We start from the raw sequence: 14,031 nt of genomic DNA, 5'->3' as shown, positions 1-14,031 counted from the left end.
TTGATGGGATTCGGGTTTTGGCGCCTTGGCGCGGCGACAATCGCGGGTTATCCCGAAAGGCACCGCCCGTGACCGCCACGATCACCCGAGACGACCACCACACCGCGCAGACGGTGAAGCCGCCGAAGGCCGACAAGGCGCTCACCGCCTACCGCCCGTACTGGGCCAAGCGCTTCGGGCCCGCGCCGTTCTTGCCCATGAGCCGCGCCGAGATGCAGCAGCTGGGCTGGGACGAGTGCGACATCGTCATCGTCAGCGGCGACGCCTACGTCGACCACCCGAGTTTCGGCATGGCCGTCATCGGCCGCACCTTGGAGGCCCAAGGCTTTCGCGTGGGCATCATTGCCCAGCCCGACTGGCACTCGGCCGAGCCCTTCATGGCCCTGGGTCGGCCGAAGCTGTTCTTCGGCGTGGCCGCCGGGAACATGGACTCGATGATCAACCACTACACGGCGGACCGAAAGATTCGCCGTGACGACGCCTACACGCCCGGCGGCGTGGCCGGCAAGCGACCCGACCGCGCCACCTTGGTCTACACGCAGCGCTGCCGCGAGGCCTACAAGGACGTGCCGGTGGTCATTGGCGGCATCGAAGCCAGCCTGCGGCGCATCGCCCACTACGACTACTGGAGCGACAAGGTCCGCCGCTCCATCCTCGTCGACAGCAAGGCCGACCTCCTGCTGTACGGCAACGCCGAACGGGCCATCGTCGAAATCGCCCACCGCCTGGCGCAGCGCCAACCCATCGAGTCGATCACCGACGTGCGCGGCACGGCGTTCATGCGCCGGCCCGACGACCCGGGCCTGGCCGGCTGGTTCGAAATCGACTCCACCAGCGTGGACGCCCCGGGCAAGGTCGACGAGATCGTCAACCCCTACATGACCACCGAGCAGGTAGCGGCGGCCCAGGGCGCCGACTGCGCCACGCAAAGCGTCAAGCCCGACGCCGACGGCAGCCAGCCGATCCAAATCGTGCGCCGCACCGTCACCAAGACCGACGGGCGCGCCATCACGCCGCCGCGCGAGCGCTCGGTCATCCGCCTGCCGGCCTTCGAGCAGTTGAAGGGCGACCCGGTGCTCTACGCCCACGCCAACCGCGTGCTGCACCTGGAGACCAACCCCGGCAATGCGCGCGCCCTGGTGCAGCGCCACGGCGAAGGCGCCACCGCGCGCGACGTCTGGCTGAACCCGCCGCCCATCCCCCTGAGCACGGCGGAGATGGACCACGTGTTCGACCTGCCCTACGCGCGCAGCCCGCACCCCACGTACGCCGACGAACACGGCAAGCACGACGGCGCGACCAAGATTCCCGCGTGGGAAATGATCCGCTTCAGCGTAAACATCATGCGCGGCTGCTTCGGCGGCTGCACCTTCTGCTCCATCACCGAGCACGAGGGCCGCATCATCCAAAGCCGCTCCGAAGCGAGCGTGCTGCGCGAGATCGAGGACATCCGCGACAAGGTCGCCGGCTTCACCGGCGTCGTCTCCGACCTGGGCGGCCCCACGGCCAACATGTGGCACATCGGCTGCAAGTCCAAGGAGATCGAGGCCGCCTGCCGCAAGCCCAGCTGCGTCTACCCGGGCATCTGCCCCAACCTGAACACCGACCACGGTCCGCTGATCCAGCTCTACCGCAAGGCGCGGGCGATCAAGGGCGTCAAGAAGATCCTCATCGGCTCGGGCCTGCGCTACGACCTGGCCATCGAGAGTCCCGAGTACATCAACGAGCTGGTCACGCACCACGTCGGCGGCTACCTGAAGATCGCCCCCGAGCACACCGAGGGCGGCCCGCTGAGCAAGATGATGAAGCCGGGCATCGGCACCTACGACCGCTTCAAGCAGCTGTTCGAGGCCGCCAGCGCCGCCGCCGGCAAGAAGCAGTACCTGATCCCCTACTTCATCGCCGCGCACCCCGGCACCGCCGACGAGGACATGATGAACCTCGCCGTCTGGTTGAAGCGCAACGGCTTCCGTGCCGACCAGGTGCAAACCTTCTACCCCAGCCCCATGGCCACGGCCACGGCGATGTACCACTCGGGCAAGAACCCGCTGAAGAAGGTCACGCGCGACAGCGAGAAGGTCGACATCGTCAAAGGCGAGCGCCGCCGGCGCCTGCACAAGGCCTTCCTGCGCTACCACGACGCCAACAACTGGCCGCTGCTGCGCGAGGCGCTCAAGGAGATGGGCCGGGCCGACCTCATCGGCAACGGCAAGCACCACCTCATTCCCAGCTTCCAGCCGGTGACCGACGGCGGCTACGTGAGCGAGCGGCGCAAGAACAGCACGCCGCCCAGCAAGCCCAGCCAGCGCTTGCAGCAGCGCACCAGCCCCGACCCGCGTGGCATCGTGACGCCCAAGGACGGCCTCATCCTGACCCAGCACACCGGGCTGCCGCCGCGCGAGACGAAGTTGGCGCCCAAGCGCGCCCGGCGCCGCTGAGCCTGGGGTTATCCGCTATCCCCGGCGGGCGGTTTGTGAGGGGCTTTGACGCATACTCGGTGCGGCTTTTGATCTCCTCCCGCTGCGGCGCATGGCTGAGAACCCCCCGACCCCCGATCCCGCGCACGACGACGACCTCCTTGAGCTGATCGAGGAAGACGCGCATGCGCCCGAGGGCGGCACCGAAGCCCCGGAATCTTGGCGCGTGCTGGTGGTCGACGACGACCAAGACGTGCACCGCGCCACCGAGTTGGCCATGCAGGGCCTGCTCGTCGAAGGCCGGGGGCTGGAGTTCTTGCACGCCGACTCCGGCATCTCCGCCCGCGACCTGCTGAGCCACGAGCACGACATCGCCGTCGCCCTTCTTGACGTGGTGATGGAAAGCGAAGACGCCGGCCTGCAGTTGGTGCGCCACCTGCGCGCCAACCCGACCTTCGACGCCCTGCGCATCGTGCTGCGCACCGGCCAGCCGGGTTACGCGCCCGAGATCGAAACCGTCCGCACCCTGGACATCAACGACTACAAGACCAAGGCCGAGCTGACGCGCACGCGGCTTTACACCGTGCTGACGGCGGCCATCCGCTCGTACCGGCAGATCTGCCAACTGCAGGCGGCGCAACGGGGCCTGTCGCGCATCGTCGAGTCGGTCACCGAACTCAACCAAGTCCGCACCCTGCCCCGCTACGCCGAAGGCGCGCTCGAGAAGGTCGGTCTGCTGTTCGACACCCTGCCGCAGGGCTTGGTGGCCGTGCACCACCGGGACGACCCGCCCGAACAGGCGCGCATCGTGGCTGCCTTGGGGCCCCACGCCGGCCTGCTGGGCAGCACCATCGACCTGGTGCAACAGCCCGAAGTGCGCCAAGGCCTGCTCGACTGCCTGGCCCAGGGCCGCACCCACATGGGCGCGAACCTGTACCTGCACTTCAACCTGGCCAACGAACGCGTGCTGGTGCTGCACACCCACCTGCCCCACGCCCCGAGCGCCGACATGGAGCCCCTGCTCAACACGCTGAAAAGCGCGCTGGCCGTGGGCTTCGACAACGTGGCCCTGTACGGCCAGCTGCTCGACCACGCCTACAACGACCAGCTGCTGCAACTGCCCAACCGCAACCGCTTCATCGAGTTGCTGGAGCAGAACCTGCGCAACCCCGAAGGCCTGTCGCTGGCGCTGATCGACATCGACGACTTCTCCGACATCAACGACGCCTTCGGCCACCGCTTCGGCGACCAGGTGCTGCAGGCCGTGGCCCACCGCCTGAACGAGCAGCTGGGCACCCGCAGCGAGATGGCCCGCATCTCGGCCGACACCTTCGGCGTGATGGGGCCGGAAGCCCTGGTCGATGCCGAGCGCATTTCCGAGGCTTTCACCGAGCCCTTCGTGGTCAGCGGCGAGCGCCTGCAGCTGTCGGCCACCACCGGCTTGGTGCGACTGATCGACTCCAGCTCCCTGGGCTCCGAGCTACTGCTCGACGCCCACATCGCCCTGAAGCGCGCCAAGCAAATGCAGCGCGGCACGGCCCAGTACTTCTCCGCCGAGATGGGCGTGGACGCGCGCGAGCGCTTCAAGCTGCTCAAGGGCCTGCGCGCCAGCTTCGAAGCGCGGCGCCTGTTCGTGGTCTACCAGCCGCAGGTGGACCTGGCCACGCGCCAAGCGATCGCCGTGGAAGCCCTGCTGCGCTGGCGCACCGAAGACGGCCAGTTCGTGCCCCCCGACCAGTTCATCCCGCTGGCCGAGCAATCGGGCCTGATCGTCGCCATCGGCGAGTTCGTGTTGCGCACGTCTTGCCACCAGATCAAGCGCCTGCGAGACCTCGGCCACGCGCAACTGCGCATGGCGGTGAACATCTCGATGGCGCAGTTCCGCCATCCGCGCTTCATCAGCACCCTGCAAGCCGCCTTGCGCGATGCCGAGCTGGAAGGCAATGCCCTGGAGCTGGAGATCACCGAATCCATGGCCATGGACGACCTGGACATGGTGCTGCACATGCTGGCCGAGATCCGCGCCACCGGGGCCACCGTGGCCATCGACGACTTCGGCACCGGCTTCTCGTCGCTGTCGCAGCTGCGCCAGTTGCAGGTGGAGCGCCTCAAGATCGACCGCACCTTCGTCAACGAGTCGAGCACCGCCGCCGGCAGCACCATCGCCGGCATGGTGGTGAACCTCGGCCACACGCTGGGCATGCGGGTGATCGCCGAGGGCATCGAAACCGAAGAGCAGGCCCAACAGCTGCTGGCGCTGGGCTGCCAAGAGGGCCAGGGCTACCTGTTCGCCCGCCCCATGCCCTCGGAGCTGCTGGAAGGCTGGCTGGCCAACGCCAAATCGGCCTGAAGGTCGACGTCGCCGGCCTCAGCCGGCCCGCTTGGCCAGCAGGGCGCGCGCCACGCGGCTCACCGGCGGCCGGCCCAAGGCCTCGCTGATGAAGGCGGCCGCGTCCACCAGCGCGTCCAGGTCCACCCCGGTCTCGATGCCCAGCCCGTTCAGCATGAACACCACGTCCTCGGTGGCCACGTTGCCCGTGGCGCCCTTGGCGTAGGGGCAGCCGCCCAGGCCACCCACGCTGGCGTCGAAGGTGGCCACGCCCACTTCCAAGCTGGCGTACACATTGGCCAAGGCTTGGCCGTAGGTGTCGTGGTAGTGGCCACTCACCTCGCCCAAGGGGAAGTGCTTCAGCGCTTGTTCCAGCGCCGCCTGCACGCGGCGCGGGGTGCCCACGCCGATGGTGTCGCTCACCCCAAGGTGGTCCACACCGATGGCGCGCAGCTGCGCGGCCACTGCGCCCACTTTCTCGGGGGCGATGTCGCCCTCGTAGGGGCAGCCCAGCGCGCAGCTCAGCGCCGCGCGCACCTTTGTGCCGGCCGCCTTGGCCTGGGCCACCACGGGCGCGAAGCGCTCGATGCTCTCGGCGATGGAGCAGTTGATGTTCTTCTGCGCGAAGGCCTCGCTGGCGGCGGTGAACACGACGATCTCGTCGGGCCGCGTGGGCAGCGCGGCTTCCATGCCCTTGGCATTGGGCACCAGCACGGCCACGGCCACCTCGGGGCGGCGCTGCAGCGCGGCCATCACCGCGGCGTTGTCGCCCATCTGCGGCACCCACTTGGGGCTGACGAAGCTGGTGGCCTCCAGGCGGCGGATGCCGGCGGCTTGCAGGCGGTGGATGAGCTCGACCTTGACGGCGGTGTCGACGAGCTGCTTTTCGTTCTGCAAGCCGTCGCGCGGGCCGACGTCGCAGAGGGTGACGTGGGTGGGAAGGCTCATGCGGCCTCTCCCAACTTGAGCAGCTCGGCCCCGTCGCTGAGCTGGTCGCCCACGGCGTACAGGCACTCGGTGACCACCCCGTCGCGCGGGCTGGTGAGGGTGTGCTCCATCTTCATGGCCTCCATCACGGCCAGGGCCTGGCCGGCCTTGACGGTGTCGCCCGCCTTGACGTGCAGGGCGATGAGCTTGCCGGGCATGGGCGCGGTCAGGCGGCCGCCGCTGGGCGCCGCACCCTCGCTGGCGCGGGCGATGACGTCGACCTCGGTGAGCGTGGCGCTGCCTTGCGGGGCGAAGACGGTGACCTCTTCGCCGCGGGCGTAGGTGTGCACGCGCACGCGGCGCAGGGCCAGGCCCTCGCCCAGCAGCAGGGTGTGCTGTTCGGGGCTGGTGGAGTCCACGGCGAAGCGGGTGGTGGCGCCCTCCACGGTGAGGCTCATGGCGCCGCCGTGGTGGCGGCGCAGCAGCACCTCGTGGTGGGCCTCGCCTTCGGCGAGGTCGAAGCGGCGCACGGCGTCGCCGGCCAGGCGCCAGCCGTCGCGAGCGCTCCAAGGATCAGCGTCGCGGGTTTGGGCTTCCAGCGCCAGGGTGTGGGCCACCACGGCGGCGGCGGCCACGTCCAGCGGCAGGCCGGGCTGGCCGAACAAGGCGGCGCGCTCGCGCTCGATCAGGCCGGTGTCGAGGTCGGCGCCGGCAAAGCTGGCGGTGGCGGCGCAGCGGCGCAGGAAGGCGACGTTGGTGTGCAAGCCCACGATGTGGGTTTGCGCCAGCGCCGCATCCAGCCGCGCCAGCGCTTGCGCGCGGTCTTCGCCCCAGACGATGAGCTTGGCGATCATCGAGTCGTAGTGCGGGCTGATGGCGTCGCCCTCGATCACGCCGGTGTCCACGCGCACGTCGCTGCGCTCAAAGCGCGACGCGGCCGGCCAGCGCAGCACGTCCAAGCGGCCGGTGGCGGGCAGGAACTGGGCCTCGGGGTTCTCGGCGCAGATGCGCGCCTCGATGGCGTGGCCGTGGATGCGCAATTCCGATTGCTTGAGCGGCAGCGGCTGACCGGCGGCCACGCGCAGCTGCCACTCCACCAGGTCCAGGCCGGTGATGGCCTCGGTGACCGGGTGCTCCACCTGCAGCCGCGTGTTCATCTCCATGAAGTAGAAGCGGCCGTCTTGCTCGGCAATGAACTCCACCGTGCCCGCGCCCACGTAGCCCACGGCCTTGGCAGCCGCCACAGCGGCCTCGCCCATCTCGCGGCGGCGGGCCTCGGTCATGCCGGGCGCCGGGGCTTCTTCCAACACCTTTTGGTGGCGGCGCTGCACGCTGCAGTCGCGCTCGAAGAGGTAAACGCAGTCGCCCTGCGTGTCGCCGAAGACCTGGATCTCGATGTGGCGCGGCTTGGTGACGTAGCGCTCCACCAGCACGGCGGCGTCGCCAAAGCTGTTGATGGCCTCGCGCTGGCAGCTGGCCAGGGCGGCGTCGAACTCGGCCTCGCTGTGGACCACCCGCATGCCCTTGCCACCGCCGCCGGCGCTGGCCTTGATGAGCACAGGGTAGCCGATGCGCGTGGCCTCGCGCTTGAGCAGCGCGGGGTCCTGGTCGGCGCCGTGGTACCCGGGCACCAGGGGCACCCCGGCCGCTTCCATCAGGCGCTTGCTCTCGGCCTTCAGGCCCATGGCCTGGATGGCGCTGGCCGGCGGGCCGATGAAGACCAAGCCGGCATCGGCGCAGGCCTGCGCAAAGGCCTCGTTCTCGCTCAGGAAGCCATAACCCGGGTGGATGGCCTGCGCGCCGGTCGCCTTGGCGGCCTCCAGGATGCGCTGCCACTGCAGGTAGGAGTCGCGCGGGGCAGCACCGCCCACGCACACGGCCTCGTCGCAGGCCTGCACGTGCTGGGCCTGGGCGTCGGCCTCGGAGTAGACGGCCACGGTCTGGATGCCCATCCGACGGGCGGTGGCGGCCACGCGGCAAGCGATCTCACCGCGGTTGGCAATGAGGATCTTTCGAAACATCGGCGCTCCTTGTGGGAGGTAGGGTGTTGGTTGGCGGCGCCGGGGTGCGCGCCGCGAAGGGGTGGAGTATCGGTGGCGAGGGACTCAGAGCAGCTCGATGCCCCAGTGCCGAAGCGCCCAGGCCCAGGCCAAGAACAGCAGGGCCGTGAAGGCCACACTGGCCAGCAAAGCCGGCCAAAAGCCCCAGCGCATCAGAAGCCAGGGGAACAGCAAGAACATCGGCAGCGTGGGCAGCACGTACCAGAAGGTGTACTGCGCGTGCCGGGCCAACTTCTCGACAGGCTGGCCCTCGGCTTGCATCCACACCAAGGCCAGCAGCGTCACCCAAGGCAAGGCGGCCACCAGGCCGCCCAGGCGGTCGCTGCGGCGGGCCACCTCGCCAATGACCACCACCAGCGCGGCGGTGACGGCGACCTTGATCACCAGCCAGCTCATCGCTGTGGCTCCGGGCGCCCACGGCGCCACAAGCGGCCGATGAAACGCCACAGCGCCCAGGCCAGGCCCACCATGGCCAGGGCCAGCAGCAGCACCACGCCCAAGGCCCAGAACGGGTGCGCCCAGCCCAGCCACAGCAGCGCGGGCACGAAAGCGTCACCGCCCAGCGACAAGGCCCAGTTGCTGAAGGGCTCGGGCGAGTGGTTGACCGCGGCGCGCGTGCTCGCCTTGGCCGCGTGTGCGCTGGCCGCCAGCGTGCCCCCCGCCAGCGCCGCCAGCAGCGCCCAGGCCTGGGCGTCGCCGCCGCCGAACACCCCGTAGGCCAGCGCCGCGCCGGCCGGGATGCGCACGAAGGTGTGCACCGCGTCCCACACGGAATCGACCCAAGGCACCTTGTCCGCCAGGAACTCCACCGCCATCAAGACAGCGCTGCCGCCCAGCACCATGGGCGACTGCAGCAGCACCAAACCCGGCGGCAGCTCCACCCAGCCCAAGCGCCCAGCCAGGCCGGTGAGGAAGACCACGGCGTACAGGCGCAAGCCGCTGGCCAAACCCAGCGTGGCGGCCAGGGCCAGCAGCGCCGGCAGGTCCAGCTGGGGCGGCAGGTTCATCGGTGGCGAACTGCAGAGCCCCGCGCGGGCCTCAGCCCGCGGCCACCTCTTGCACGGCCATGCCCAAGCGCTGCAACAAGGCCTTGTCGGCCTCGGCCTGCGGGTTGCCGGTGGTCAGCAGCTTGTCGCCGTAGAAGATGCTGTTGGCGCCGGCCAAAAAGCACAGGGCTTGCAGGCTCTCGGGCATGGCCTCGCGGCCGGCGCTCAGGCGCACCATGCTGGTGGGCATGGTGATGCGGGCCACGGCGATGGTGCGCACGAACTCGAAGGGGTCGAGCTCGGCCGTGCCGGCCAGCGGCGTGCCTTCGACCTGCACCAGGTTGTTGATGGGCACCGACTCCGGCGGCGGGTTCAGGTTGGCCAACTGGGCCACCAGGCCGGCGCGCTGGGTGCGGCTTTCGCCCAGGCCCACGATGCCGCCGCAGCAAACCTTCATGCCCGTCTCGCGCACGGCCGCCAGGGTGTCCAGGCGGTCTTGGTAGGTGCGGGTGGTGATGATCTCGCCGTAGAACTCGGGCGAGGTGTCGAGGTTGTGGTTGTAGTAGTCCAGCCCGGCGTCCTTGAGTTGCTGGGCCTGCGAGGGCTGCAGCATGCCGGCGGTCACGCAGGTCTCCAGGCCCAGGCCCTTGACCTCGCGCACCATGGCCATCAGCTGCTCCATGTGACGCTCCTTGGGGCTGCGCCAGGCCGCGCCCATGCAAAAGCGCGTGGCGCCGCTGGCCTTCGCGGCCTCGGCCGCGCTCTTGACCTCGGCCAGGTCCATGAGCTTGTCGGCATCCAGGCCGGTGTCGTAGTGGGCCGACTGCGGGCAGTACTTGCAGTCTTCTTCGCAACCGCCGGTCTTGATGCTGAGCAGGGTGCTGAGCTGCACCTCGTTGGGGTTGTGGTGCTCGCGATGCACGGTCTGCGCGCGGTGCATCAGGTCGGCAAAGGGCAGCGCGAACAGCGCCTCGATCTCGGCCACCGTCCAGTCGCCCTCTTTGGCTTTCACGGGGCGGTGCAGGTGGATGGGTTGCACGGGAGCGTTCATGGCGTGAGCAGCACTTTCTTCAGCAGTTCCGCGTCGAGGCAGGCCGCGACGGCGGACGGGGTCGGGTGTTGGAGTCGGGGCACGGCGCCCAAACACGGAGCGGGCAGCAGCGCCTTCAAAGTGGCGAGATTGTCGGCGTGTTGCAGCATGCCGGCGTCCACGGTGTTGCCGACCCAGCCGGCCAGGGTCAGGCCGCGGGCGGCGATGGCCTCGGCCGTGAGCAAGGCGTGGTTGATGCAGCCCAGGCGCAGGCCGACGACCAGGATGACCGGCGCGGCCAGTTCGCGGGCGAAGTCGGCGCTGTCCCAACCCGACTCTTCGTCCAGCGGCACGCGCCAGCCGCCCACGCCTTCGACAAAGGCCAAGTCCAACTGGGCCAGCGGCGCGCGCACGGCGGCCAGCACGGCCTCGCGGCGAATCGCCGTGCCTTCCAGGCGAGCGGCCAGGTGCGGGGCGCAGGGCGTGCGCAGCTGGATGGGGCCGACCTGCTCGATCGTCAGGTCCGCGCGCTGCGCGGCATGCAGGGCCAACACGTCTTCATTGACCCAGCGGCCATCAAGCCGCTCTTGGCCTGCAGCCACGGGCTTGAGGCCGGCCGCGCGCAGGCCCTGGCCCGTGGCCCAGTGCGTGAGCGCGGCGGTGGTGGTCGTCTTGCCGATTTCGGTGTCGGTGCCGGTGACGAAAAAGAGTCGGGCCGACAGGCGCGAAGCCCCGGCGGCAGAGGAAGGGGAGGTCAATGACATGGGGAAAAGGGGCGTCAGATGGAGGGCCGTACGCCAAGCCTGCGGGCTCACACGCCGCGCAACAAATCGCGCTGCTCGGCGGTGTCCATTTGCATTTCAAAGCTGTAGAAACAATTGCGGCCGCGGGACTTGGCCGCGTACAGCGCCTCGTCTGCACACAGCAGCACGCCTTCGGCCGTGCTGGCCTCGTCGGGCACCAGGGTCGTGATGCCGCCCGAGAAGCTCAGGTGGGGCCCGACCGAAGATGCCGGATGGGGAATGGCCGCGCTCGCCACGATGCGCAGCAAACCGCGGGCCAAGGTCATGGCGCCCGACCTGGGGGTTCCCGGCAAGAGCAGGGCGAACTCCTCGCCACCGTAGCGCCCCGCCAAGTCGCCGGGTTTGGGGCAAGCGTCCCTCAGCAACTGGGCCACGCGACGCAGGGCGGCGTCGCCCGCCACATGGCCCAAGGCATCGTTGTAGGCCTTGAAGTGATCGACGTCGATCAACATGACGCTCAAGGGCGCACCGGCGTGGCGGCACCGCTGCAGCGCCTCATGCAGGGCTTGGTCCAGGCCGCCGCGGTTGAGCAAGCCAGTGAGTGCATCGTGCCGCGCCACATGGGCCAATCGCTCGTTGGCCTCTCGCAGCTGCTCTGAGCGCTCGAGCAACTTGAGGCGAAGTTGCAGCAATCGGTGCACGGCGTGGAGCTTGGCCGTCAGCAGTTGCGGTGACAGGGGCTTGGCCAGATAGTCATCCCCGCCGGCGTGAATCCCCTGCCAGATGTCTTCGTCGGTGTGGTGGCTGGACAGAAAGATGATGGGCGTCCAGCCGCCCGCCTCGATCGCCCGCAACTGCCGGGCCACCCAGTACCCGTCGTGCTCGGGCATCTCAACGTCCAGCAGCACCAGATCGGGCCTTACCACCTTGAAAACCGCCGCCGCTTGCTCGGGAACGGCGCACTCCACGACCCGGTGTCCCAGCTGCTCCAGGGACTTGCGGGTGATGGTGCGGTGTGTGGCTTGGTCGTCGACCACCAACACGCGATAACTGGGTCCGAAATCGAACATGAACGCAGCTTACGGGCAAGCCGTCAGGGCGGCCACAAGGGCTTGCACGTCGTCGGCCGTGTGGTCGGCGCACAGGGTGATGCGCAGGCGTGCGGTGCCGGGCGCCACCGTGGGCGGGCGGATGGCGGGCACGCGGATGCCGGCGGCGTCGAGCCGGGCGGCCAGGTCCAGCGCATCTTGGTTGTCGCCCACGACCAGCGGCTGGATGGGGGTGTCGCTGCGCGGAAGCTGCCAGCCCCGGGCTTGGACCCATGGCTGCAAGCCATCGACCAACTGCGCTTGCAGCAGCTCCAGCTGCGCCCGGCGGCGCTCGCCCTCCTCGCCCGCGATCAGGTCGAGGCTGGCGAGCAGCGCGTGGGCCAGCGCGGGCGGCGCGGCGGTGGTGAAGATGTAGCTCCGCGCGGTTTGGATCAACCACTCGACGACCACGGGGTGGGCCGCGACGAAGGCACCGGCCACGCCGGCGGCCTTGCCCAGGGTGCCCATCAGCACCAGGCGCTCGCTGCGGAGCCCCAAGTGCGCCAGGCTGCCCCGGCCCTGGGGGCCGAGCACGCCAAAGCCGTGCGCGTCGTCCACCAGTAGCAGCGCGTCGTGCCGCTCCGCCAGGGCCAGCAACTCGGCCAGCGGGGCCAGGTGGCCGTCCATGCTGAACACGGCGTCGGTGGCGATGAGCTTGCGCGGCGCGGTGCTGGTGCGCAGTTGATCGGCCAGCTCGTCCACGCTGGCGAAGACCTGCTTGCGGCCCCGGGCCAGGCGCGCGCCGTCGATCAAGCAGGCGTGGTTCAGGCGCTCCGAAAAGACGTCGGTGCCCTCCCCGCCCAGCGCCGTCACCGCCGCCAGGTTGGCCATGTAGCCGGTGGAGAAGCTCAACGCCCGCGCGCCGGGGATGCAAGGCGCGTTGAGGTCGGCCAGCCGGTCCTCCAACTGCTGGTGCGCCACGCTGTGCCCGCTGATGAGGTGCGAGGCCCCGCTGCCGGCGCCGTAGCGCCGCGCGCCTTCTTGCAAAGCGGCCACCACCTTGGGGTGCTGGGCCAGGCCAAGGTAATCGTTCGAGCAGAAGGCCAGCATGGGCCGGCCGTCGATGGTCTGGCGCGGCGCGGTGGGCGTGCCGGCCTGTCGGCGCACGCGCGTCAGGGCCTGGGCCTCGCGCTCGCGCAGTTGCTGCTGCAGGTAATCAAGCACCGGCCAGGACCTCGTCCAAGGTGGCGCGCACGGCCTGGGCCAGCCACTGCGCGGTGGGCGTGTCGATCAGGTAGGGCGGCATCAGGTACACGGTGGCGCCGATGGGGCGGATCAAGAGTTCGTTACGACGCGCCACGAGGTGGAAGCGCTCGGCAAAGCGCTCGCCGGGCTCGGACACGTCGAAAGCCACCACCATGCCGGTTTGGCGCAGCGCGGTGACGCGCGGGTGCTGCGCCAGCGGCGCGAAGGCCTCGCGCAGCGCTTGGGCCTGCCGCGGCAGTTGCTGCAGTAGGTCGGACTCGCGGAAGCGCCGCAGCACCTCGCAGGCGGCCGCGCACACGATGGCGTTGCCGGTGTACGAGTGGCTGTGCAGGAAGCCGCGCGCCACGTCGGGACTGAGGAAGGCGTTGAAGACGGTGTCGGTGGTCAGCACCACCGACAAGGGCAGCGTGCCGCCCGTGATGCCCTTGCTCAGCAGCACGAAGTCGGGCCAATGCTGGGGGTCGACCTGCTCCCACGCGAAGAAGGTGCCGGTGCGCCCGCAGCCCACCGCGATCTCGTCGGCGATGAGGTGCACGCCGTGCTGGGTGCACAGCGCGCGCAGCGCGCGCAGCACCTCGGGCCCGTGCATGCGCATGCCGCTGGCGCCTTGGATCAGGGGCTCGACGATCAGCGCCGCGCAGCGGCCGTCCAGCTCGACCAGCAGTCGCTCGATGGCCGCCAGCGCGCCCGGCTCGTGCAGCGCCGGCGCCAGGTGCGTGGCCCGCAGCAGCGGCGCGTAGGCGTCGCGAAAAATCGGCACGTCGGTGACCGACAGCGCGCCCAGGGTTTCGCCGTGGTAGCCACCGGCCAGGGCGATGAACTCGCACTTCTGCGGCTGGCCTTGGTTGCGCCAGTAGTGCGCACTCATCTTGAGCGCGATCTCGGTGGCACTGGCGCCGTCGCTGCCGAAGAAAGCATGGCCCAGCGCGCCGCCGGTGAGCGCGCGCAGGCCCTCGGCCAACAGAACAGCGGGTTCGTGGGTGCAGCCGGCCAGCATCACGTGCGGCAGCGTGGCCGCCTGGCGCGCGATGGCCTGCTGCAGCCCGGCGTCGCTGTGGCCGAAGAGGTTGGTCCACCAGGCGCTGGTGGCGTCGAAGTAGCGATGGCCGTCGGCGTCGATCAGCCAGGGGCCGTCGCCGCGCACCATGGGGAGGGGCGGCACGGCGTCGAGCCGGGCCATTTGCGTGCAGGGGTGCCAGACGGCGGCGCGGCTGCGCGCGGCCAGGTCGGAAGAACGGGACATGG

The 14,031-nt window shown here is 69.9% G+C and carries 11 protein-coding genes; 2 read left to right on the top strand and 9 right to left on the bottom strand.

Annotated features, from left to right (window positions below; genetic code table 11):
- Positions 1 to 68: 68 nt before the first annotated feature.
- Together EOD73_RS10500 and EOD73_RS10495 are read left to right on the top strand one after the other, a co-directional pair.
- Positions 69 to 2,438, top strand: a complete 2,370-nt coding sequence (locus EOD73_RS10500; RefSeq protein ID WP_240660669.1) for a YgiQ family radical SAM protein — start codon at positions 69 to 71, stop codon at positions 2,436 to 2,438.
- Positions 2,439 to 2,529: 91 nt separating this feature from the next.
- A complete protein-coding gene (locus tag EOD73_RS10495) occupies positions 2,530 to 4,767 on the top strand; it encodes a putative bifunctional diguanylate cyclase/phosphodiesterase (RefSeq protein ID WP_127682932.1) in 2,238 nt (745 codons plus the stop codon).
- An 18-nt stretch (positions 4,768 to 4,785) separates the two neighbouring features.
- Here the strand turns inward: EOD73_RS10495 and EOD73_RS10490 are convergent, their stop codons facing one another.
- From EOD73_RS10490 to bioA, 9 genes are all read right to left on the bottom strand, one after another.
- Positions 4,786 to 5,694 carry a hydroxymethylglutaryl-CoA lyase gene (locus EOD73_RS10490; RefSeq protein WP_127682931.1) on the bottom strand — a complete coding sequence of 303 codons (909 nt, stop codon included), beginning with the start codon at positions 5,692 to 5,694 and terminating at the stop codon, positions 4,786 to 4,788.
- The gene (locus EOD73_RS10485) at positions 5,691 to 7,694 is read right to left on the bottom strand and encodes an acetyl-CoA carboxylase biotin carboxylase subunit (protein ID WP_127682930.1); all 2,004 of its coding nucleotides are present in this window, start codon (positions 7,692 to 7,694) and stop codon (positions 5,691 to 5,693) included. The genes EOD73_RS10490 and EOD73_RS10485 overlap by 4 nt, the downstream gene beginning before the upstream one ends.
- A gap of 84 nt (positions 7,695 to 7,778) precedes the next feature.
- Entirely contained in the window at positions 7,779 to 8,129 is a 351-nt protein-coding gene (locus EOD73_RS10480) for a DUF3147 family protein (protein ID WP_127682929.1), read from the bottom strand.
- Positions 8,126 to 8,740, bottom strand: coding sequence for a DUF4126 domain-containing protein (locus EOD73_RS10475; protein WP_127682928.1), 615 nt, complete (start codon positions 8,738 to 8,740; stop codon positions 8,126 to 8,128). The genes EOD73_RS10480 and EOD73_RS10475 overlap by 4 nt, the downstream gene beginning before the upstream one ends.
- Positions 8,741 to 8,771: 31 nt before the next feature.
- Entirely contained in the window at positions 8,772 to 9,770 is a 999-nt protein-coding gene (bioB, locus tag EOD73_RS10470) for a biotin synthase BioB (RefSeq protein WP_127682927.1), read from the bottom strand.
- A complete protein-coding gene (bioD, locus tag EOD73_RS10465; protein WP_127682926.1) occupies positions 9,767 to 10,513 on the bottom strand; it encodes a dethiobiotin synthase in 747 nt (248 codons plus the stop codon). Before bioD ends, bioB begins: the two co-directional genes overlap by 4 nt.
- A gap of 47 nt (positions 10,514 to 10,560) precedes the next feature.
- Positions 10,561 to 11,562, bottom strand: coding sequence for a GGDEF domain-containing response regulator (locus tag EOD73_RS10460; protein ID WP_127682925.1), 1,002 nt, complete (start codon positions 11,560 to 11,562; stop codon positions 10,561 to 10,563).
- A gap of 9 nt (positions 11,563 to 11,571) precedes the next feature.
- Positions 11,572 to 12,744: an 8-amino-7-oxononanoate synthase gene (gene bioF / locus EOD73_RS10455; RefSeq protein ID WP_127682924.1), complete on the bottom strand. Its 1,173-nt coding sequence runs from the start codon at positions 12,742 to 12,744 to the stop codon at positions 11,572 to 11,574.
- Entirely contained in the window at positions 12,737 to 14,029 is a 1,293-nt protein-coding gene (gene bioA, locus EOD73_RS10450; RefSeq protein WP_127682923.1) for an adenosylmethionine--8-amino-7-oxononanoate transaminase, read from the bottom strand. The genes bioF and bioA overlap by 8 nt, the downstream gene beginning before the upstream one ends.
- Between the last annotated feature and the right edge of the window lie 2 nt (positions 14,030 to 14,031).

The organism is Inhella crocodyli (genome assembly GCF_004004565.1).
Classification (GTDB): Bacteria; Pseudomonadota; Gammaproteobacteria; order Burkholderiales; family Burkholderiaceae_C; genus Inhella; species Inhella crocodyli.
This window is presented reverse-complemented; position numbering and strand designations above follow the sequence as displayed.

Bases quoted from the DNA above. Each gene is read 5' to 3' on its own strand.
- bioB (WP_127682927.1), bottom strand. From the start codon at position 9,770: ATGAACGCTCCCGTGCAACCCATCCACCTGCACCGCCCCGTGAAAGCC.
- EOD73_RS10490 (WP_127682931.1), bottom strand. From the start codon at position 5,694: ATGAGCCTTCCCACCCACGTCACCCTCTGCGACGTCGGCCCGCGCGAC.
- EOD73_RS10485 (WP_127682930.1), bottom strand. From the start codon at position 7,694: ATGTTTCGAAAGATCCTCATTGCCAACCGCGGTGAGATCGCTTGCCGC.
- EOD73_RS10475 (WP_127682928.1), bottom strand. From the start codon at position 8,740: ATGAACCTGCCGCCCCAGCTGGACCTGCCGGCGCTGCTGGCCCTGGCC.
- EOD73_RS10460 (WP_127682925.1), bottom strand. From the start codon at position 11,562: ATGTTCGATTTCGGACCCAGTTATCGCGTGTTGGTGGTCGACGACCAA.
- bioA (WP_127682923.1), bottom strand. From the start codon at position 14,029: ATGTCCCGTTCTTCCGACCTGGCCGCGCGCAGCCGCGCCGCCGTCTGG.
- EOD73_RS10480 (WP_127682929.1), bottom strand. From the start codon at position 8,129: ATGAGCTGGCTGGTGATCAAGGTCGCCGTCACCGCCGCGCTGGTGGTG.
- EOD73_RS10495 (WP_127682932.1), top strand. From the start codon at position 2,530: ATGGCTGAGAACCCCCCGACCCCCGATCCCGCGCACGACGACGACCTC.
- bioD (WP_127682926.1), bottom strand. From the start codon at position 10,513: ATGTCATTGACCTCCCCTTCCTCTGCCGCCGGGGCTTCGCGCCTGTCG.